The organism is Flavobacterium jejuense (assembly GCF_006491595.2).
Lineage (GTDB): Bacteria > Bacteroidota > Bacteroidia > Flavobacteriales > Flavobacteriaceae > Flavobacterium > Flavobacterium jejuense.
Window position 1 is genome coordinate 144,065 of the sequence record NZ_VEVQ02000009.1, and the last position, 20,770, is coordinate 164,834.

Genomic DNA, 20,770 nt, shown 5'->3' on the forward strand with positions numbered 1-20,770 from the left:
AAATAGAGGTCTTTTTTTTATCTTTGGTTTATGAAATCGCTAGTAACAAAACTTTACAATAAATAAAAGCAATAACATATATGAAAGAAAACACTTAACATATGATTATGTTAGGTTGTACTCCAAAAGGAAGACTAACAGAACAACATGACATGTTTTTTGGAATAGGGAATTCCTTATATGATTTAAAACAAGATATGTTGGATTTTTGGCCAGAGGCTAAAGGAAAAATTCATTTAGATGCTTGGCAAAAAGTAACTCAAATTGATGGCTATTCGATAGAAATAGTTTCAAAAAGTGAAATTCTTAAGCAAGAGGAAAGGCTATTTTTTATCAATCTAGGAGGTTATAAAGAAAATGAATTTGAAGAATATCATTACAAAGTTTTAACTGTTGCCAAAACTAAAGCAGAAGCTATTAAAAAAAGCAAGAAGACTACTTTTTTTAAACATTGTGGTTTTGAGGGAGCTGGAGCATCACATATTGATGATAAATATGGAATAGATGTAGATGACATTTATAGAGTTAATGACATTTTAAGTCCAAAGTTTAAAGAAAAGTACCAATTAAAAATTACCAAAACAATCTCTACTCATGAGGACAAAAAACATATTAGCTATTTAAAATTTGACAAAATAAAAGCGTCCTAAAGATTAGAGCGCTTATATTTTTTTATACTTTACCTTCTGTATCATTCCTCTTTTTCCATTCTTTTGTATCTTCAACTTCATCTTTAGGAGTTAGAAAAAAGATAGCTAAACCAGCCACTGTCAATCCAATCATAATTATCCAAGCCACAGTATCTCCCCATTTATAAATCCATGAGAGCAATCTTGGCACTCTATCAAAAAACTTTAAAACTATGGCAAATGCACCAAAGAAAGCTATGTAACCTCCTATTTTTTTCATATAAATTTGTTTATGTTTGTACTGCAATATAAAAAAATAAAAATAAAAAAAGAGTCCTAAAAAAAATTAAGGACTCCTACTTTGTTATTAAAATGAATTTAGTTAATCATTTATTTACTAATTTTCATTACATTGTTATCATTAATACCATAATAATCTATTACTGCTTTATAATCATTAAAATCTACAGGATTTGCCATTCTGTTTCCGAAACTTGCAGGAATAACAACTGCTCTAAAAACTTGATTTTGTGTCCATACAGATGGTAAAGTATTTAAAGCGTAATTAGATCCTAAAATTACATTTGCATTAAATGTGGTAAAATCAAAATTATAATCAATTTCTAAATTTCCATCATAATACGTTTGTGGCATTAACCTCCAAACATCTTGTCCATTTACAACATCATATAAATGATAAACTAACACCATATCAGAATTATAAATTTGATAAGGGAAATCTAAAAACACATTATAATTATTTCCATTATTAAAATCTACATTAGAATACTCAAACACTTCACTAATGGTGTCATTATCTGGTTGTGTAACTGGTACTTCTCTGATAACTTCTTCTTTAACACAACTTTGTAGCGTAATCATCCCGATTAAAGCTAAAATTAAGGTAACTTTTTTCATAACTATTCGTTTTTTAAATTGTTTCTTACAAAAACAAACCAATAGTCGTGCCAAATTTTAAATAGTATATAAATTAATTAAATTTTATTTGTCATATATTTTCCTGCATTTTCATAGGGTACAATTAACTTTTCTAGCTTAAGTGATTGTACTGGACATTCTTTATCATTAGCAAATAACCACTTCTTAAGTTTATATTGATCTAATTTTAATATTCCATCTTTAGAAATTTTACCAATATTATTAATATCACTTTCTAAAGCTACTGTACACTTTTGTACTCTACCATCTGCTCTTATAACAAAACTATTTGCTTTAGCTGCATAGCAAGTTGATTCTCCTTCTTCGGAATTAAAAAATAAACCTTTAGATATAGCAATTTTCTTTAAATTATAAAGAAGTTCATTCTTTGATAATTTTAAATTTTCCATACCAAATATAGGATGAAAATGAAAATTAAATCTTCTATCATTACTAAATGGAAAAGAATTATTTAAAATAAAAGATTCTACTGAATAAATATTTGTATCGGAAACATTAAATCTTATTACACAACTAAAATCATGTTTTGATTTAGACATTGAAACTAAATTTGAATAAATTTTTTCAAATGTATTTTTTCCATTTATTGTAGGCCTAAGTTTGTTATGCTCTTCTTTTTCACCATCTAATGTAATTTGAAATGATTTAACTTTACTTCTAATTAATTTTTTAAATGTTATTTTATCTAATCCATATGCATTAGTTGTTAAACTCCCGAAATAATATACATTATTCTCTTTACATAATTTAGAAGCCCAATCTGATAATTCTAGAACAACACTTTTATTCAGTAAAGGCTCACCCCCAAAATAAGATAAACTTAATTCTTTTATTTTATGAATTCTTGCTAAAATTAGATTTTTAATCCCTAATATTATTTCTGATGAAATTTTACCAACCTTAAAGTCTTCATAACAATATAAACATCTAAAATTACATTGTTCAGTCACAAATACAATTATTTCTAAACGCTCGTTATCAAATGATTTTAACCATATTTTATTTGTATCCATTATTTAAAAAATTACTATTTTATTAATAAAAAAACATGCTATCTAAAATTCATATAAAACATTAACTTTAATGTAATCAATACTTTAGCATTAAGATTAAACATTTAATATTCTTTTTAAATAGCATTTTAAAAACTAGAAGAAATTAACCTTCTTTACATACAATATTTATTAGGCTATGACCTTGCTTATCATTATCAGGATTAGTAGAAAAACTTCCTAAAGAATCGTCTTTTTTGGCATAGCCTTTCAAGTAATTTAAATATTGATTATAGCTCTTTAAATCAGTTATAAAAATTGATCCATCTTCTCTTATTTTCAATTGATTTTCAATAATTTCATTAAACTCTTTTTGTGTTATCATAATAAATAAATTTTATTTCCCTACTCATATGGCTTTTCGGTTACGCCCCGTTTTTGATATGGTTTCTAGACTCCATTTTTAAATCCTATTAGTTAGCTAACTACTATGTAAAATTGGGAATTTAAGAGCAAAAAAAAATCCCTAACAATAGGGATTTTTTATTTAGTTTTAAGCTGATATTACTAGAAATCATATTTTCTTTCAATAGCAAATCGGATTAAATCGGTCTTTCCATAAATATTCATTTTTTTTAGAATATTTTTTCTGTGTGTGTCTACTGTGCTTTTAGCTACAAACAGTAAATCGGCTATTTCTTGTGATGTTTTACCTTCACCAACTAATCTAAGAATCTCTTTTTCTCTTGTACTCAAAATAATTTCTTCTTTACTAACTGTGTCCTTAGTAATGATAGCATCATCATAAAAAGAATTATTTTTAGCTACACTTTTTATCGCTTCAATTAATTTTTTCAACGAGGAATTTTTCATAATATAACCTAATGCTCCTGCTTCTTTCATTTGAAGAATGGCTTCTTCTTGATCAAACATACTAAAAGCTATTACTTGTATTTCTGGATATTCTTTCTTTATCATTCTAGTAGCAGCAATACCATCGCATTTAGGCATTCTTATGTCTGTTACTACAACATCTGGTTGCTTTATTTTCACCAATTCAAGTAACATTTCACCATCTAAAGCTTCTCCTACAACTTCAATGGTTTCTTCATATTCTAAAGCTAACTTAATTCCATCTATTAGAGCTTGATGATCTTCTGCAATTACAATTCGTATCATAATGGTAAATCTATTATAATGGTTGTTCCTCTTCCTTTTTTTGTATCAACTGTAAAAGTTCCTAATAACTGTTCCACTTTTCGTTCTATATTTTTTAATCCTATTCCATCATTTTTATCTATTTTATTACTCTCAAAACCTTTTCCATTATCTTCTACCATTACATTAATCTCGTTATCATATTGGTTCAAATAAATATTTACTTCACTAGCATTTGCATGTTTAATACAATTTGTTGCCAGTTCTTGAATAATTCTAAACAACAAAACCTCAACTGTATTCTCTATTCTATTATTTAATCCAGAAGGAATTACATTAAAAATGATTTTATTAGGAACTGACATTTTTTCTGCCATCTTTTTAACAGCTAATAACAACCCTTCTTTTCCAATAACTCCTGAGTTTTTAAGATGTGCAATATTCCGTACTTCATTATAAGCTTCATCAATTATTTGATTCGTTTTGTCATATAACAACTCATTATTTTCTTGTTCATTCAAGGTTTCAAAATTTATTTTTAAAATAGTCAATAAACTTCCTAAATTATCATGCAATTCATCTGCTATTTTTTGTCTTTCCTTATCTTGAATTGCCAACATTTTATCAATTTCATTCAATTGATTTTCTTTTAACTGATTCACCAAATGATTTACTTCAATAGTTTTTTGTTGTTCGATAATTTTCTTTTTATTCTTTAGATTTTTAAAAGATAAAAAGCCAATTAAAACAGACAAGAAAAGTAATAGTAAACTAATGCTAATTGTAATTTTATTTTTAAAATTAATTGCTTTTAAATTTTTATTTTCCTTTTCTTTTTCAACTGTTTTGTATTTAATATCAATATCAATTATCGCTTTATTTTGTTCTTTTTCATCCAAAATATCTTGATAAACTTTTTGCTTTTCTAAATATTCAATTGCTTTTTTATAATTCCCATTTTCTTTATAAGTATTGGCCAAAAAACCATAAATAATTTCTTTATTTTTATTCTTAAACTCCTTTACCGAAATGGAATCAGCTTTTAGAAAACTTGAAATAGCCTTCTCTTGTTTTTGCTGCTTTTTGTAAACGACTCCTCTATTTATGTAGATATACGATATATATTCATTTAAACTGTTTTTTTCATAAATTTTCATTGCTTTATCATAAAAAAACAAAGCTGAATCTAGTTTCATAAGTTGGTCTGAAGCATAAGTAGCTCCAATATTTTGCATGATTCTAGCACTATAAACTTCCTCATTTTGGTTTTCATTCTCTTTTAAAGCTTTAAAAAAGTAATCAATCGATAATTTAGGATTGGAATTATAAAAAGATTTGCCCAATTGCATATACCCTTCACTTAATATCTTAGGATCATGAACTGTTTTAGCATAGTCTAAAAATTCTTTTATGTAGATGTTATAATCAATCTTATTATTTTCGATAGCCAATAATAAAGAAACCATCTCAATATTTATTTGAGCTACTTTTGAAATACTATCTAAAATTATATATCTTTTTTTTGCTGCTAAATAATTTTTATAAGCCAAATCATCTTCGTTGATTAACTTAAAATAATTTGCTTTCAAATACTCAAAATTTGCTTTTTCATTATAGGATAACTGAGTACTTTTAATATGATTAATTATGTTTTTTGAGGAATCAATTGCTACATGATTGATACTTCTCTTTAGTGCTTCTAAGTAACTATTTTGACCAAATGAAAAAGCAACAATAAAAATTGCTGCTATAAAAAGTAGTTTCTTTTTTAAGCTATTCATTAAGAACAACCTTCAAAAGTAAGTACACCACCATTACCTACTTTAGGTTCTTCAATCAAGTCAAAATTGGGAAATTTTGGCAAGCTTTCTTGGAAAATCCTTAATATCTTTTCAGAACCATTAAATCTATCATCATGAAAACACATAAAATGAATAGTTTCTTCCGATTTTATATTTGTAAAATCACGTCCGTTTGCCAAGGGTTGCAATTCATTTAAATAAATTGGATTTTGATCTACACTAATTTTTCGCAAACTTTTATCTGAACCAGATAAATCTTTATTAGGACCATTTTCAACAAGTAGAACCCCTAAAATGCCATAATATTTAGCATTAGAAATATTATAATATGCAACGTATTTATAAGTACCCTCTTCTAATTCCGGTAACATTGTTCTTACTTCAACTGTTTTGTTTTCTAAGTTTATTTTTCCACAAGACTGATATGTTTTCATATATAGTATTTTTATTTTTAGCTAAATTAGGATTCTAAAATAGTAAAAAAATCACTAACAATGGGTATTTATTAGATTGATAAAAATGTAAATAATATAAAATAATCGATAAAACCTGTAATAAAATTCATTGAAGCAATACTTAATTTTACAACAACAAATTAACAATATATTACATCATGTAAAATGTAATGATAATAACATCTAAAAACCAAACAATTATGAAAGCTACAAAAATTATAGGAATCGTTTTAATTGCATTATCTATTTACCTTGGCTATTTAGGAATCAATAAAGTATCTAATAATACTTCAGAAATTAATTTTTTAGGAATAGAGATTGACGCTTCTAATGAATCAGGTCAAAATCAAGGATTTATTTTTCTTGGTTTAGCAGGCGTATTGCTTTTGGGAGGAGTTTACACCGTAAAAAAGTAAACTCATAATTAACATTAATTTTACTTCTTTACTATTATAAAACATTTCAGATAAGATTTAAGAATGATTTGGTAATTTTTAAATAACAATTTCATTACAACATACAAGTAAGTTTGTGCAACAACAATAAACTTACTAAATGAAAACAAAAATTACACTATTAGTATTACTTTTTAGCATTTTATATTCGAAAAACATAGCTGCTGAAAAAGGTAATAACTATTTTAAAACATCAAAAATTCATACAATAAACAATGTCTTAGTATCCAATATTGCATTTGCATCAGATTTTTATATCGTTAATGAAAATGAGTCTACTATTACTATTGAACTTACATTAAACAGTCCTTCAACCGGAAACACAAAGGTTGATGTGACTGTTTCTACTTTTGGAACAGCTACAAATGGTTCGCAATTTACATTTGCCAATCAAACCATTACTTTTCCTTTAAATAGTACTTCGGAAACTATTATTATTCCTATTACTAATGACGCTATTTTTAATGGTGATTCTTATTTTACATTAGCATTATCAAATCCTATAGATGGAACAATTACTGGTACTTCTAAAACAACTATTTACATCTTAGAGGATGAAGAAGATGTACCAACTACTGCTACAGCATTAGACATTAATTACCTTTCAAGTTATTTAGTCGATGCTACTGGTTCAGCAGAAATCGTTGCTCATGATCCTACTTCCCAACGCTTATTTGTAATGAATTCTACTGCTTCAAAGGTGGAAATTTTAGATTTTTCAAATCTTACTTCAATTTCTCCCGTTCAATCTATCGATTTATCTTCATATGGAATAGGTGGAACTAGTATTGCTGTAAAAAACGGAATGGTTGCAGCAACCGTTCAAGGAGCAAATTTCACCAATGGAAAAGTAATCTTTATGGATATTGATGGCAATATTGGATCTATAGTTGAGGCTGGTGTTTTACCAGATATGGTAACTTTTACTCCAGATGGAACAAAAGTAATAATAGCAAATGAAGGAGAACCAAATGATGACTATACAATAGATCCTGAAGGAAGTATTTCTATTATAAATGTTACTGGTGGTTACAATGGTGTCCTGCAAACTGATGTTACTAACTTAAATTTTAATGCTTTTGATAGCCAATTAACGACTTTACGAGCCAATAACGTTCGTATTTATGGAGTTAATGCTACCGTTTCTAAAGATTTGGAACCAGAATACATTACTGTGGCTTCAGATGGATTAACGGCTTGGGTTTCACTTCAAGAGAATAATGCAATTGCTACAATCGATTTGGTAAACAATCAAATTACAGCTATTACACCATTAGGTTTTAAAGATCATATGTTAACTGGAAATGAATTAGATACTTCAGATCAATTTGGAGAAATCTTTATGGGAAATTGGCCTATAAAAGGAATGTATATGCCTGATGCAATTGCAAATTATACTGTCAATGGAATTACCTATTTGGTAACCGCTAATGAAGGTGATTCTAGAGATTATGGTGGATTATCTGAAGAAAAAAGAGTAGGAAGTGGTAGCTATGTTTTAGATGCAAGCGTTTTTCCAAACGCATCCTTATTAAAAAACAATAAAAATCTTGGCCGATTAACTGTTACAAATGCAACAGGTGATACTGATGGCGATGGTGATTTTGATGAAATTCATGTTTTTGGAACTCGTTCTTTTAGTATATGGAATACGTCAACAGGACAATTAGTATATGATAGTGGTTCTGATTTTGAAAGAATCACAGCTGCTGATCCTGTTTATGGTGCTTTATTTAATGTTAGTAATAATAATAACAATCTAAAAAATCGTAGTGATAACAAAGGACCAGAACCTGAAGGAATTACTGTTGCTGAAATTAATGGCGCTACTTATGCTTTTATCACTTTAGAAAGAACTGGTGGATTAATGACCTATGATATTACTGATCCAATGGCTCCAACATTCATCTCTTACAAAAATAGTAGAACAACAAGTACTATTGGTGGTGATTTAGGACCTGAAGGAATTATTTACATTGCTCCAGAAAATAGTCCAATTAATAAAGGAATAATTATTATGGCTAATGAAGTAAGTGCTACTTTAAGTCTATATGAAATTTCTAATGACGTTTTAAACACACCAAATTATTTTATTACTACTAATACATTGGCTTACCCAAATCCAGTAACTAATGGAATAGTGTATTTCAATGAAGCAACAAACGTAAGTTTATATAATATGCTAGGTAAAAAATTAACAGAAAAAGAAAACACAAACAGTTTAGAAATGAATTACCCAAAAGGAATTTATTTCATAAAAACAAAAGATGGAATCACGCAAAAAGTAGTTGTTGAATAATTATAAATGTGTTATGTTGATTCCGAGAGGCCTTCCAAATTGGAAGGTCTTTTTTAATTGAAATGATATTAAAAGCACGAATACTTTTTAAAAATAATGGTCTTTATTGTACTATTAGCTTCCCTTTTTTAATTAATCTAGAGGAAGACAATACATAAACATAATTTCCTGATGCTAAGTTTTTAATAGTGAGTTCATCATTATTTTGATGTGTTGATTTATATACTCTTTTGCCATCTATTGAAAACACTTCTACACTAATTGCCTCGTCTAAATTGGAAAATAAATGCACTAGATTATCAGGACGCACAGGATTAGGATAAAGTAATAGTGTTTTCTCTTCATTTATTGGATTTGTAGTTGACAGTATTGGGGTTCCATTTACATTAATATTATCAATATAAAGGTTTTGTCCATACCCTTCATGTACCCTAAAAAGCAATAGCACTTTATCAAAACCTTGATAATTTGATAAATCTATAGTTTCAGTACGCCATTGGGTAGCAGTAGGAACAAACACAGTTGTTGGATTTGAAGGAGCAGTTGCTAATTGATCACTTTCCTTAAAATATAAACTTTGAAAGGTAACACCACAATCAGTTGAAACTAAAACTTCAAGGCCTTCATAATTGATACTTCCCCATATAGCGTAAGCAACATCAAAATTTAGTGAAGCATTTTCATAATTAGTCATATCTACAAAGATTTTTATATCGTCAGTTTGACCTGCTGTAGAGTTATAAGCATTTATATAAATACATCGATCACTTAATCCATAACCTCCAACTGTTTCATTTAATTCCCAAGTTAAATTAACATCAGGATTTACAATTTCAAATCCATTAGGAGGAAAAACAGCTTGAAAATCTTCTATAAGTGGTGGAATTATAGCGAGTTGTTGCAATGTATTTATCGTAAGTGTATCAGTATCTGATTGCCCATTCGCATCAGTCACTGTTAAGGTTACAATGTGTTCACCAGGAGTATTGAAAATAACATCAGCCTGCCAAGTAGTAGCTGTTGCTGGAATACCACCCTCAAATGTCCATAACCAAGTAGCATTTTCGTGATTTAGCATAGAATAATCTACAAAATGATACGCACTATATGTATCACATACTGAATTAGATTGCACTAATTTATCTACCATTATTTGAGCTAGTGGAGCCGTTTGGGGTTCATATAATGGACTTTCCCATACCCCTTTACCGTAAGTTGCAATTCTTATTTTCCCATCTCTGTAAAAAGGTATTCCTTTACAAACACTAGTTTTTAAAGGCAATCCGTTAGAAAAATCTATCCAATCTGGCATACTATCATTACGATAAAATACGCTTTTATTGGTAAACAAATAAATACCTCCACTCGAGTTTCCTAGAAGACTAATTCCATGAAAAAAATGATTTTGTATTGTTGGAGTTGCCATATTGGTCCAGGTAGAACCACCATCTATTGTTTTAAAAATTCTTGGTAGATTACCGTAAGTAAGCCAAATTTTATCTGGGTCAATTGCGTCTGCTTGTATATTAATGAAAACCCCAAAATTTCCATTTGGCATATTCATACTACTCCATGTTTGTCCACCATCAATCGTCTTCCATATTATACTCAAAGATAAAGAAGGCAATTGTTGGCAAACGTAGATGATATTTGGATTAGATCGGAACACTTCTATATTGGTTATTTTATCATTCACATCAGTTCCAAAAGTTTCCAACAAGCTAAATGTGTTCCCTTTATCTTCCGTTTTCCATATTTGATTGTCTTTACCAGTATAGGCAACAGCATAACAACGAGGGTCAAATTCTAATTCACTGGAACTATTTGTCCAATAGGATTCATTAGGTTGAATACCAAATCCTACGTTAGTAATAGGATCACCTATGTTTTGAGGTAATATTCTACCGCCTACTTGGGTGGAGTATACTCTTTTATTCTCACCAGGATTAACATATCCTGAAGCAGGTTCTCCTCCTCCTGTATTCAATACATTCCCTAATCCGTAATTTTCATAAAACGCTTTCACACCATTATGATAGGCTCCTCCATATAGGATATCTTCGTTCCAACCACTTCCAAAACCCCAAAAATCAGTACTATGCACCCCTTTCATTTTGGTTTCAAAATTACTGGTGCTAAAGAAATCAGAAGATTTTACTATTCCTCCATCATTAGTAATCCAAGTTGTATTACCTATCTGCCTAAAATCCTGCATATCCACATGTAAAATACTATTGGGAAAAGGAGCTGTTCCCGAATATCCTGCTAAAAGTGTAAAGGTTTCTCCTCCATCATTGGAACTCCATAAATTAATACCTCCAATTAAAAGCTTATCTGGATCAGTATTGGAGGCTAGCAAAGCACAATTATAAAAATCCTGATAAATTCCTCCTCCATCAGGATTTGATGCTGCCAAATTTACATGATTAGCGGTATAAGGCGCTCCGATGGGTCCATTAGGTAATGTCCATGTTGTACCACCGTCTGTGCTCTTATACAAACCTATAAAGCCATAATCTGTTGCTTTTGAATGACCAATTAAATGGGCATACACTCTATTGGGATCCGCTTGAGAAACAGCAAGCCTACCTCCATCAACATTTCGATTAGGGTTTGAAGAAGTATACCAGCCAGTAGATTGTACAGCAAAGGTTTGTCCGGAATTTGTAGACTTTAAAAACTCACATATATTGAGAGTATTATTTTTTTTAAGAAGATAAATAATAGTAGGATCAGCCGTATTCACTTTTATATCATAACAAAAGGAGTTAAACAATCGATTCCAAGTATTTCCATTATCAATAGATCTATAAAGCCCCCCATAACCAGCCATAAAAATGATGTTAGTTTGTGTGAGATGCACCACTATTTCGGAAATGATTCCATTGCCTGGATAATTAATATCAGCAAATACCTGTTGCCAATTTACCCCTCCATCACTAGTCTTGTATATTAAATTATCATTTCCTACATACACTATATCAGGATTTGTAGGGTCAATTTCTATGGCATTTACGCCCCGATTGCTAAAGGCTACATTCAAACTCACATTAAACCAATTATCACCTCCATCAAGACTTTTATAGACTTCTCCTGGTTCTGTTCCACAATAGACTATATTAGGATTAGAGAGAGATTGGTCGATACAATACACATTACACTGTTGATTATCAATAGCACCATCATCAACACCATGAGTTTCAATAGGTCCAATCAAAGTCCAGTCTCCATTTAATAGTGCTGCAGTTTCTGTTCTAGAAGAAATTTGATTGTATTTTTTAATTTCTTCTCTATTTCGATCCTTAATACTACCATCTGGTGCTATTAAATCCATAATAGATCTTTTCCAACTTTTATAATACTGAGTATGTATATTTTTTTCAAAATCATGTTCTCGATAATAAGCATTATAAGCAGCATCAACACTATAAACATTAGGGTTGTCGTCATACATCATTTTAGCCCACTCAGGTGCTTTTTCGATTAAAAAGTGGGGTGGTTTTTGCAAAGATTGCGCAGTTGCTACTATCGAATAGCAAAGCAATAGTACTTTAAATAATTTTTTCATGTGTTAGTGGTTGTTTGTTGTTTTATGGTTAAATCGTAAATATGAAAAATAAATTAAGAGACTATGAATGAATCCATTTTATTTTGTAAAATAGAACACAATACTTCTAATTTATTGATTCGTGAGCAAATATACACTTTTTATGAAATTTCATCAATAAAAAGAGTATTTGTATGAAAATAAAATCGCTTTTGTTTTAAAATGATGCTATTTTGACAAAAATAGTAGTATGAAATTGTTTTTATAATCCACTTTATTTTCTACTACCTGTAATTCCATAACTATTTTTTAAAATATTGTAACAAGGAAGTCAGGTTTTAGCCTTAATTTGCCAACAAACAATTAATATTAACATAAAAAACAAAACATTATGAAAAAGAAAATAGCTATATTGGCTACCAATGGATTTGAAGAAGTAGAATTAACATCACCAAAAGAAGCACTTGAAAAAGAAGGCTGGAGTACAGAAATCGTCAGTCCGAACTCGGGAAGTATTAAAGCTTGGGCATCTACTGATTGGGGAAAATTATACCCAGTTGATAAAACAATAGACGAAGCTCATTTTTCTGATTATAACGCGTTGCTTTTACCAGGAGGTGTTATTAATCCAGATCAATTACGAACGAATGAAAAAGCATTAGAATTTGTAAAAGCCTTTTTTGAAGCGGGTAAACCTGTAGCAGCCATTTGTCATGGACCACAAACACTAATTAGTGCGGAAGTGGTAGCCGGTAGAAAAATGACTTCTTATCCTTCTATCAAACAAGATTTAATCAATGCTGGTGCAGAATGGCATGATAAAGAAGTTGTGGTAGATAAAGGATTAGTAACTAGTAGAACACCAGATGATTTACCAGCGTTCAACAAGAAAATGGTGGAAGAAATTAAAGAAGGGATGCACGAACCTGCTTTGTAGTAAAACAATCAATTGATAGTAGAAAAGACTTTCCATTTATGGAAGGTCTTTTCTGTTTTTAAAGTGACCTATACTCAAATGGTAATTAATAATTTAGGAGTTAAAAAAAGATTTAATGAAATACCTTAAGAATTATAATTAATACGTCTGGAAGTATAAGTAATACCATATTACTTTTATTTAATACCTCTGGAAGTATAAGTAATGGCATTTTAATTATAATTAATACCTTTTAGGTTATAATTAATACCATTTAGATTATAATTAATACCATTTAGATTATAATTAATAGCTTTTTGATTATGATTAATAGCTTTTAGATTATAATTAATACCTTTTAGATTATAATTAATGTCTTTTAGATTATAATTAATAGCTTTTTGATTATAATTAACAGCTTTGAGATTATAATTAATGTCTTTTAGATTATTGATAATACCTTTTTGATTATAATTAACAGCTTTGAGATTATAATTAATGTCTTTTAGATTATTGATAATACCTTTTAGATTATAATTAATAGCTTTGAGGTTATAGCTTATATAATTTAGAAATTTATCAAATAAAAAACCTTCCATTTCTGAAAGGTTTTTATACTATAATCTCTTTACATTGGAAATATTCTCTGAGAACCCGATAAAAATCAGGATAAGCGAGTCACACACTTTTGCAAAAACAGTTCTCTGCTTACATATTCCTTCTATACTGACCTCCTACTTCAAATAATCCTGAAGTAATTTGTCCTAGCGTACAGTATTTAGTAGCATCCATTAATAATTCAAAGATGTTTTCGTTTTTAATGGCTGCGTCTTGTAGTAAATTGATTTGCTCTTTTACTTTATCCGCGTTTCCTTTATGTAAGTTTTCCAAGGTTTTAATTTGGAACAACTTCTCTTCTTCCGTAGCACGAATGACTTCTGATGGGATTACTGTTGGTGATCCTTTTGAACTTAAGAAGGTATTTACACCTATAATTGGAAATTCTCCTGTGTGTTTCAACATTTCGTAATACATCGATTCCTCTTGAATTTTACTTCTTTGATACATCGTTTCCATAGCACCTAAAACGCCTCCTCTTTCTGTAATTCTGTCAAATTCTGTTAAAACCGCTTCTTCTACTAAATCCGTTAATTCTTCTATAATAAAGGAACCTTGAATTGGGTTTTCATTTTTCGCTAAACCTAATTCTTTATTGATAATCAACTGAATAGCCATGGCTCTACGCACTGACTCTTCTGTTGGTGTTGTAATCGCTTCATCATACGCATTAGTATGTAACGAATTACAGTTGTCATAAATAGCATACAACGCTTGTAAAGTCGTACGAATGTCATTAAAATCAATTTCTTGTGCATGTAAAGAACGTCCTGATGTTTGAATGTGGTATTTTAACATTTGTGCTCTTTCATTGGCTCCATATTTCAACTTCATGGCTTTCGCCCAAATTTTACGTGCTACACGACCTATTACTGCATATTCAGGATCAATTCCGTTTGAGAAGAAGAACGATAAGTTAGGTCCGAAATCGTTGATATTCATTCCTCTGCTTAAGTAATATTCCACGTAAGTGAATCCATTCGCTAAAGTAAAGGCTAACTGCGTAATAGGATTTGCTCCAGCTTCAGCAATATGATACCCTGAAATGGAAACAGAATAGAAATTACGAACATTCTCTTTAATGAAATATTCTTGTACATCGCCCATTAAACGTAAGGCAAATTCAGTAGAGAAAATACACGTATTTTGGGCTTGATCTTCTTTTAAAATATCTGCTTGAACTGTTCCACGAACTTGTGCTAAGGTTTTTACTTTAATATCATTATACACTTCTTTTGGTAAAACTTGGTCACCAGTTACTCCAAGTAACATCAAACCTAAACCATCATTCCCTTCTGGTAAAGCTCCATTGTAAGTAGGTCTTTCTGTTCCTTTTTCTTTATAGATTGCTTTGATTTTTGCTTCAACCTCAGCTTCTAATTCATTTTCTTTGATGTATTTTTCACAATTCTGGTCAATAGCTGCATTCATAAAGAAACCTAACAGCATAGGTGCTGGACCATTGATTGTCATAGAAACCGAAGTGGCTGGATGACTTAAATCGAAACCAGAATATAATTTTTTAGCATCATCTAAACAACAGATTGAAACACCTGCATTTCCAATTTTACCATAGATATCAGGTCTGTGATCAGGATCATTTCCGTATAAAGTCACAGAATCAAAAGCGGTTGATAAACGCTTTGCCGGCATGCCTAAGGATACATAATGAAAACGTCGGTTTGTTCTTTCTGGACCACCTTCACCAGCAAACATACGTGTTGGATCTTCCCCTTCTCGTTTGAATGGATATAATCCTGATGCAAAAGGGAATTCTCCTGGTACATTTTCTTGTAAATTCCATTTTAGAATATCGCCCCAAGCTTGGTATTTTGGTAAGGCAATTTTTGGAATTTGCGAATGCGAAAGCGATTCGGTATGCGTTTGTATTTTAATTTCCTTATCACGCACTTTAAAGCTGTAAACAGGATTTTTATATTTATTTACTTTTTCATCCCAAGTTTGAATGATTAACCAATTGAATGGATCTAAATTCATTTTTACTCGGTCAAATTCTTTAACTAATAGAGAAATAAAGTCTTTGTTTTCCTCATTAATTTGCAAAGAATCTTCAAGGACACCTACTTTATCAATTTGAGGTAAATTGCCATTAACAGATTCAATAGTTTTAAAAATTCCGTATAATTTTTGAGCCACTTCCACTTGCGTTAAAACCGTTTCATCATACTTACGATTGTTTTCAGCAATTTCAGATAGATAACGGGTTCTGTGTGGAGGAATTACGAATATTTTCTCGCTCATTTCTCTTGTAATCTCAAAAGTAGATTGTAAATCAGACTCTGTCTTCTCTACAATTTTATCCATGATAGATTTATACAACGTATTCATTCCTGGATCGTTGAATTGAGAAGCAATAGTTCCAAAAACAGGCATTTCGTCAGGATTTACATCCCAAAGATTATGATTGCGTTGGTATTGTTTTTTCACATCACGAATAGCATCAAGAGCCCCTCTTTTGTCAAATTTGTTTAACGCTACTAAATCAGCAAAATCTAGCATATCGATTTTCTCTAATTGCGTTGCAGCACCAAATTCTGGAGTCATAACATATAAAGATACATCAGAGTGATCCATGATTTCAGTATCACTTTGTCCAATTCCAGAAGTTTCTAAAACAATTAAATCGTATTTAGCAGCTTTCAAGACTTGGATAGCTTCAGCTACATATTTAGACAAAGCCAAGTTAGACTGACGTGTTGCTAACGAACGCATATACACTCTAGAATTGTTAATAGCATTCATACGAATTCTATCTCCTAAAAGTGCACCACCAGTTTTACGTTTTGAGGGATCAACCGAAATTAATCCAATGGTTTTATTTGGAAAATCGATTAAGTAACGACGAACCAATTCATCCACTAATGAAGACTTTCCTGCTCCACCTGTTCCTGTAATTCCTAAAACAGGAATTTTAGAGGTTTCATTTGCTTTGTGAATTTTATCTAGAGTAGCTTTAGCTATTTCAGGAAAATTTTCTGCAGCAGAAATCACACGTGCAATTTCTCTTGGGTTTTTATTTTCTAAGTGATCGGCTTCATTGGTTAGTTTGTCACCAATAGGAAAATCGGAACGTTTTACTAAATCATTAATCATTCCTTGTAATCCAAGTGAACGACCATCATCTGGAGAATATATTTTTTCAATTCCATAAGCATGTAGTTCTTCAATTTCTTTAGGAAGAATTACACCACCACCACCAGCAAAAATTTTGATATGACCTGCTCCTTTTTCGTTAAGCAAATCAAACATATATTTTAAATATTCTGTATGTCCTCCTTGGTAAGAAGTCATTGCAATAGCATTAGCATCTTCTTGTATAGCCGTATTAACAACTTCTTCTACACTTCTATCATGACCTAAATGAATGACTTCACATCCAGTAGACTGAATAATTCTACGCATGATATTGATTGCTGCATCATGACCATCAAATAGTGATGCTGCTGTAACAATTCTTACTTTATTTACAGGAATATAAGGTTGTTGTTGTTCCATTTGTAATTTTATCTCAATTTTAAGGGTGCAATTTACGAATTTAATAAATTTCTTAGCTTATTTATACTCATAATTTCGAACTAAAAAAAAAGACACTATCTTTGATGAAAAGAATATAAAATAATACGTATGAAAAAAATTGGATTAGTTTTATTAGCCTTTATTGGTATAAGTTGTGCTGAATTACAACAAGTAGTTGACCAATTACCACAAGGAACACCAGGGCTTAGTCAATTAGATATTGCAAATGGTTTAAAAGAAGCTCTTGATAATGGAATTGACAAACAAGTAACTAAATTAACAGCAACTGATGGTTTTTTCAAAAATGATTTGGTAAAAATTCTATTACCAGAAGAATTACAAAAAGTAGACAAAGGATTAAGAGATATTGGTTTATCTAAATTAGCAGATGAAGGTTTAAAAGTATTAAACAGAGCTGCAGAAGATGCCGTAAAAGAAGCAACACCTATTTTTGTTGATGCAGTAAAACAAATGACTTTTAATGATGCAAAGAATATCTTAATGGGTAATAACAGAGCTGCTACATCTTATTTAGAAGGTACTACATCAAATGCTTTGTATGATAAATTTAATCCAGTAATTAAAAGTTCTTTTACTAAAGTTGGAGCTGATAAAGTATGGACAAATATCATTACTAAATACAATAGTATTCCTTTTGTAAATAAGGTAAATCCAGATTTAACAGATTATACTACTAACAAAGCAATGGAAGGTGTTTTTAAAATGATTGCAGTTGAAGAAGGTAACATTAGAACCAAGTTGAGTTCAAGAACTTCTGATTTATTGAAAAAGGTGTTTGCTTTACAAGATAACAAATAAGAAAACTTTAATATTCAATAACATATATATAACACATCGTTAACATACCTTAGGCAAAAATAGTTGGATATTTGCAGTGTTAAAAGTAACAAATCTCATATTTGTTTGGTTAAGGTTAGTTAAAAAAATACCACGTTCTCATAAACGTGGTTTTTTTATATTCTAAATTTTCATTTTAAATAATGAATAACTAATCCCTTTAAAAAATAATTGCTTTACGAGATAAAAAAACCAGATTTGAACTTTAACATAATATAACAAATTTATAGTAAAGTGTTAACACAAATAAAGCCAAAGTAGTTGGATATTTGTAGTGTTAAAAGTAACAAATCTCATATTTGTTTGGTTAAGGTTAGTTAAAAAAATACCACGTTCTCATAAGCGTGGTATTTTTTTGTTTTTAAAACTTTTCTTTTAAATAATTCACTACAGTTTCATTAAAAATCATAGGTTGCTCAACATTTACTACATGTCCACAATTTTCCACTACAAAAAGTTCGGCTGTTTTTACGTGTCTTTTAACTACTTCTCTAACTGCTGGAAGAAACATATAATCTTCTTCACCCATTACATATAAAGTCGGTATTTCTAATTCTACTTGTCTAAACCAACGCAAAATTGGATTTATTTCTGCGGTAAGTTTAAACCATTTTATGAATTCTTTTTGATACAACTTCTTAGCTTCATTAATAAAGAGTAAACGTGATTTTTTATGATTTTTTTTTGGCATTATTACAAATGCAAAAAATTTATATAAAATTAAATAAGGTAATACATACTTAAATAAATTTCCTAACCGCATTAATATTTGAGAACGAAAATTCATTTTTAAAATGGCTCCACCTAAAATCATACTTTTTACTTTTTCAGGATGCATTTCAGCTAATTGACGAATTATAATGGAACCTAGCGAAATGCCCACAAAATGAGAGGATTCAATTTGTAAATGATTAATCACCTCAATTACATCAGTAGCAATGGATTTAAAAGTATATTTTTGCTTGAAAGCCGTTTTGATTTGTTGGTTCGAATTACCATGACCTCTTAAATCTAAAAGCAACACATTAAAATGCTTTTGAAAAGCCCTAATTTGTTTGAACCAAATAGAAGAACTTCCACCAGCTCCATGCACAAAAGTCACCCATTGTTTTTCTGGATTAATTTGTGAAATATCTTCGGCAGATTCAGCTTGATAAATTGTATATGAAATCAATAGAGTTTTTTTAGAAATACAAATGTAGCATATTAGACCAAATAGTAACTCTAAACAATTATTAATTAATCTTGTATTTTTTCATGCAACTTTTTAAAGTAGGCAAGCGCTTTAACCAATCTACTACCATACCAAGAAAACATTTCTCCATCAACAAAAACAGTTTTTGCATGATGAGTCACTCTTCCAATTTCAAAAGCGTGTTCGTCCTTAAAAGGAAAAGGTTCTGAAGATAAAAATACATAATCTGGATCTCCTTCTAAACGAATTTTCCTTAATTCCACTTCAGGGTAACGGCTTTCTTTGTTTTCGTAAATATTACTAAAATGATTTAATTGTAATAGTTCGTTAATAAAAGTTGAATTTCCAGCTACCATATAAGGATTAGCCCAAATAAAATAAGCTGCTTTTTTTATAGGTCTGTCTTTTATAAATTGTTTAAAATCTTGTAACGCAAAATTAGTTTTATCAATCCACTTTTGTGCATCAGTACGTTTATTAAATAGTAAACCAAAATCTTGGATCATCTTACTATTATCCTCAATAGTAAGAATATCGGTTACCCAAACTGGACAAATTTGGCTTAACTCTTCTACTATTTCTTTGGTATTTTCTTCTTTATTACAAATAATAATATCAGGTTGTAAGGCTTTTATCTTATCAAATTTTATTTTTTTGGTTCCACCAACAACAGTTTTAGTAGCTTTTAGATGATACGGATGAATACAAAATTTAGTAACTCCAACAATATCATCTTCCAAACCTAAATCGTATAATAATTCCGTTTGAGAAGGTACTAAAGAAACTATCCGTTTCGGTGTATTTTCAAAAGTGTGTGAGGTCCCTATTTGGTCGATGAATTGTCTCATTTTTTATTTAAAAAATTACTGATAGTTTTGTAATTGGTAATAAAAAGCAATCCTAAAATAACATTGACAATTGAAACTGAAAAATTAAAATAATCAATTTTAGTTCCCAAAATCGCATAATTAGTGGCTTTCATTTTAAAAATATTTACGGCTTCAAAAATAAAATTCGGGAAATAGTCAACAATTAAAAAGCCTCCAATTAAAAGAATGGCTAATTTTAATAGTTGTTCATTTTTAAAATCTCCTAAAATAATGACATCATCATCAAAACCTTTATCTAAATCTAACTTATCAATAATATAATCTGTTTTAAATAACAAAATATAAAACAGTGTTAGCATTAAAAATACAGAAGTAATAATAACTAATCTTACCCAAATTTCATCTTTATAAAAAACAACATTAGAAATGTTTTGAGGTAAAAAAGTAAATAACGAAAGAATTAAAGAATAAAGTCCGTAAATCTTGATAATTAATCGAAAAAAATCTCTTTTAGTCATT

General features: G+C 29.7%; 18 protein-coding genes. 5 read left to right on the plus strand and 13 right to left on the minus strand.

What is annotated here, in order from left to right; genetic code table 11:
* Positions 1–107: 107 nt before the first annotated feature.
* Positions 108–650, plus strand: coding sequence for a DUF1543 domain-containing protein (locus FIA58_RS14385; RefSeq protein ID WP_394352427.1), 543 nt, complete (start codon positions 108–110; stop codon positions 648–650).
* Between the two features lie 22 nt (positions 651–672).
* Here FIA58_RS14385 and FIA58_RS14390 read toward each other — a convergent pair whose 3' ends face one another.
* The 7 genes from FIA58_RS14390 to FIA58_RS14420 all read right to left on the minus strand — a co-directional run bounded on the left by FIA58_RS14390 (position 673) and on the right by FIA58_RS14420 (position 5,975).
* Entirely contained in the window at positions 673–909 is a 237-nt protein-coding gene (locus FIA58_RS14390) for a hypothetical protein (protein ID WP_140963183.1), read from the minus strand.
* 110 nt (positions 910–1,019) lie between these two features.
* A complete protein-coding gene (locus FIA58_RS14395; RefSeq protein ID WP_140963184.1) occupies positions 1,020–1,547 on the minus strand; it encodes a hypothetical protein in 528 nt (175 codons plus the stop codon).
* A gap of 77 nt (positions 1,548–1,624) precedes the next feature.
* A complete protein-coding gene (locus tag FIA58_RS14400; RefSeq protein WP_140963185.1) occupies positions 1,625–2,602 on the minus strand; it encodes a radical SAM protein in 978 nt (325 codons plus the stop codon).
* 145 nt (positions 2,603–2,747) lie between these two features.
* Positions 2,748–2,966, minus strand: a complete 219-nt coding sequence (locus tag FIA58_RS14405) for a hypothetical protein (protein WP_140963186.1) — start codon at positions 2,964–2,966, stop codon at positions 2,748–2,750.
* A gap of 182 nt (positions 2,967–3,148) precedes the next feature.
* Positions 3,149–3,760, minus strand: a complete 612-nt coding sequence (locus FIA58_RS14410) for a response regulator transcription factor (RefSeq protein WP_140963187.1) — start codon at positions 3,758–3,760, stop codon at positions 3,149–3,151.
* On the minus strand, positions 3,757–5,520 hold the full coding sequence (locus tag FIA58_RS14415; protein ID WP_140963188.1) for a tetratricopeptide repeat-containing sensor histidine kinase: 1,764 nt from the start codon (positions 5,518–5,520) through the stop codon (positions 3,757–3,759). The genes FIA58_RS14410 and FIA58_RS14415 overlap by 4 nt, the downstream gene beginning before the upstream one ends.
* Complete coding sequence (locus FIA58_RS14420) at positions 5,520–5,975, minus strand: hypothetical protein (RefSeq protein WP_140963189.1); 456 nt, start codon at positions 5,973–5,975, stop codon at positions 5,520–5,522. Before FIA58_RS14420 ends, FIA58_RS14415 begins: the two co-directional genes overlap by 1 nt.
* A 221-nt stretch (positions 5,976–6,196) precedes the next feature.
* On the opposite strand from FIA58_RS14420, the gene FIA58_RS14425 reads away from it, so the two are divergent.
* A complete protein-coding gene (locus FIA58_RS14425) occupies positions 6,197–6,412 on the plus strand; it encodes a DUF5963 family protein (protein ID WP_140963190.1) in 216 nt (71 codons plus the stop codon).
* A gap of 139 nt (positions 6,413–6,551) precedes the next feature.
* Positions 6,552–8,750: a choice-of-anchor I family protein gene (locus FIA58_RS14430; protein WP_140963191.1), complete on the plus strand. Its 2,199-nt coding sequence runs from the start codon at positions 6,552–6,554 to the stop codon at positions 8,748–8,750.
* 103 nt (positions 8,751–8,853) lie between these two features.
* Here the strand turns inward: FIA58_RS14430 and FIA58_RS14435 are convergent, their stop codons facing one another.
* Positions 8,854–12,318, minus strand: a complete 3,465-nt coding sequence (locus FIA58_RS14435; RefSeq protein WP_140963192.1) for a T9SS type A sorting domain-containing protein — start codon at positions 12,316–12,318, stop codon at positions 8,854–8,856.
* Positions 12,319–12,688: 370 nt separating this feature from the next.
* On the opposite strand from FIA58_RS14435, the gene FIA58_RS14440 reads away from it, so the two are divergent.
* Positions 12,689–13,234: a type 1 glutamine amidotransferase domain-containing protein gene (locus tag FIA58_RS14440; protein ID WP_140963193.1), complete on the plus strand. Its 546-nt coding sequence runs from the start codon at positions 12,689–12,691 to the stop codon at positions 13,232–13,234.
* Positions 13,235–13,446: 212 nt separating this feature from the next.
* Here the strand turns inward: FIA58_RS14440 and FIA58_RS14445 are convergent, their stop codons facing one another.
* The gene (locus FIA58_RS14445) at positions 13,447–13,812 is read right to left on the minus strand and encodes a hypothetical protein (protein ID WP_140963194.1); all 366 of its coding nucleotides are present in this window, start codon (positions 13,810–13,812) and stop codon (positions 13,447–13,449) included.
* A gap of 109 nt (positions 13,813–13,921) precedes the next feature.
* Positions 13,922–17,347, minus strand: a complete 3,426-nt coding sequence (locus FIA58_RS14450) for a methylmalonyl-CoA mutase family protein (protein WP_140963195.1) — start codon at positions 17,345–17,347, stop codon at positions 13,922–13,924.
* A 129-nt stretch (positions 17,348–17,476) separates the two neighbouring features.
* On the opposite strand from FIA58_RS14450, the gene FIA58_RS14455 reads away from it, so the two are divergent.
* The gene (locus FIA58_RS14455; protein WP_140963196.1) at positions 17,477–18,187 is read left to right on the plus strand and encodes a DUF4197 domain-containing protein; all 711 of its coding nucleotides are present in this window, start codon (positions 17,477–17,479) and stop codon (positions 18,185–18,187) included.
* Between the two features lie 400 nt (positions 18,188–18,587).
* Here the strand turns inward: FIA58_RS14455 and FIA58_RS14460 are convergent, their stop codons facing one another.
* The 3 genes from FIA58_RS14460 to FIA58_RS14470 form a co-directional block, all read right to left on the minus strand.
* A complete protein-coding gene (locus FIA58_RS14460) occupies positions 18,588–19,400 on the minus strand; it encodes an alpha/beta fold hydrolase (protein ID WP_208022814.1) in 813 nt (270 codons plus the stop codon).
* 65 nt (positions 19,401–19,465) lie between these two features.
* Positions 19,466–20,269: an ABC transporter substrate-binding protein gene (locus FIA58_RS14465; RefSeq protein ID WP_140963197.1), complete on the minus strand. Its 804-nt coding sequence runs from the start codon at positions 20,267–20,269 to the stop codon at positions 19,466–19,468.
* Entirely contained in the window at positions 20,266–20,769 is a 504-nt protein-coding gene (locus FIA58_RS14470; protein ID WP_140963198.1) for a hypothetical protein, read from the minus strand. The genes FIA58_RS14465 and FIA58_RS14470 overlap by 4 nt, the downstream gene beginning before the upstream one ends.
* Between the last annotated feature and the right edge of the window lies 1 nt (position 20,770).

What these genes read in the sequence shown, in the direction of transcription:
- FIA58_RS14385 (WP_394352427.1), top strand. Translation starts at nt 108, where the DNA reads ATGTTAGGTTGTACTCCAAAAGGAAGACTAACAGAACAACATGACATG.
- FIA58_RS14390 (WP_140963183.1), bottom strand. Translation starts at nt 909, where the DNA reads ATGAAAAAAATAGGAGGTTACATAGCTTTCTTTGGTGCATTTGCCATA.
- FIA58_RS14395 (WP_140963184.1), bottom strand. Translation starts at nt 1,547, where the DNA reads ATGAAAAAAGTTACCTTAATTTTAGCTTTAATCGGGATGATTACGCTA.
- FIA58_RS14400 (WP_140963185.1), bottom strand. Translation starts at nt 2,602, where the DNA reads ATGGATACAAATAAAATATGGTTAAAATCATTTGATAACGAGCGTTTA.
- FIA58_RS14405 (WP_140963186.1), bottom strand. Translation starts at nt 2,966, where the DNA reads ATGATAACACAAAAAGAGTTTAATGAAATTATTGAAAATCAATTGAAA.
- FIA58_RS14410 (WP_140963187.1), bottom strand. Translation starts at nt 3,760, where the DNA reads ATGATACGAATTGTAATTGCAGAAGATCATCAAGCTCTAATAGATGGA.
- FIA58_RS14415 (WP_140963188.1), bottom strand. Translation starts at nt 5,520, where the DNA reads ATGAATAGCTTAAAAAAGAAACTACTTTTTATAGCAGCAATTTTTATT.
- FIA58_RS14420 (WP_140963189.1), bottom strand. Translation starts at nt 5,975, where the DNA reads ATGAAAACATATCAGTCTTGTGGAAAAATAAACTTAGAAAACAAAACA.
- FIA58_RS14425 (WP_140963190.1), top strand. Translation starts at nt 6,197, where the DNA reads ATGAAAGCTACAAAAATTATAGGAATCGTTTTAATTGCATTATCTATT.
- FIA58_RS14430 (WP_140963191.1), top strand. Translation starts at nt 6,552, where the DNA reads ATGAAAACAAAAATTACACTATTAGTATTACTTTTTAGCATTTTATAT.
- FIA58_RS14435 (WP_140963192.1), bottom strand. Translation starts at nt 12,318, where the DNA reads ATGAAAAAATTATTTAAAGTACTATTGCTTTGCTATTCGATAGTAGCA.
- FIA58_RS14440 (WP_140963193.1), top strand. Translation starts at nt 12,689, where the DNA reads ATGAAAAAGAAAATAGCTATATTGGCTACCAATGGATTTGAAGAAGTA.
- FIA58_RS14445 (WP_140963194.1), bottom strand. Translation starts at nt 13,812, where the DNA reads ATGGAAGGTTTTTTATTTGATAAATTTCTAAATTATATAAGCTATAAC.
- FIA58_RS14450 (WP_140963195.1), bottom strand. Translation starts at nt 17,347, where the DNA reads ATGGAACAACAACAACCTTATATTCCTGTAAATAAAGTAAGAATTGTT.
- FIA58_RS14455 (WP_140963196.1), top strand. Translation starts at nt 17,477, where the DNA reads ATGAAAAAAATTGGATTAGTTTTATTAGCCTTTATTGGTATAAGTTGT.
- FIA58_RS14465 (WP_140963197.1), bottom strand. Translation starts at nt 20,269, where the DNA reads ATGAGACAATTCATCGACCAAATAGGGACCTCACACACTTTTGAAAAT.
- FIA58_RS14470 (WP_140963198.1), bottom strand. Translation starts at nt 20,769, where the DNA reads ATGACTAAAAGAGATTTTTTTCGATTAATTATCAAGATTTACGGACTT.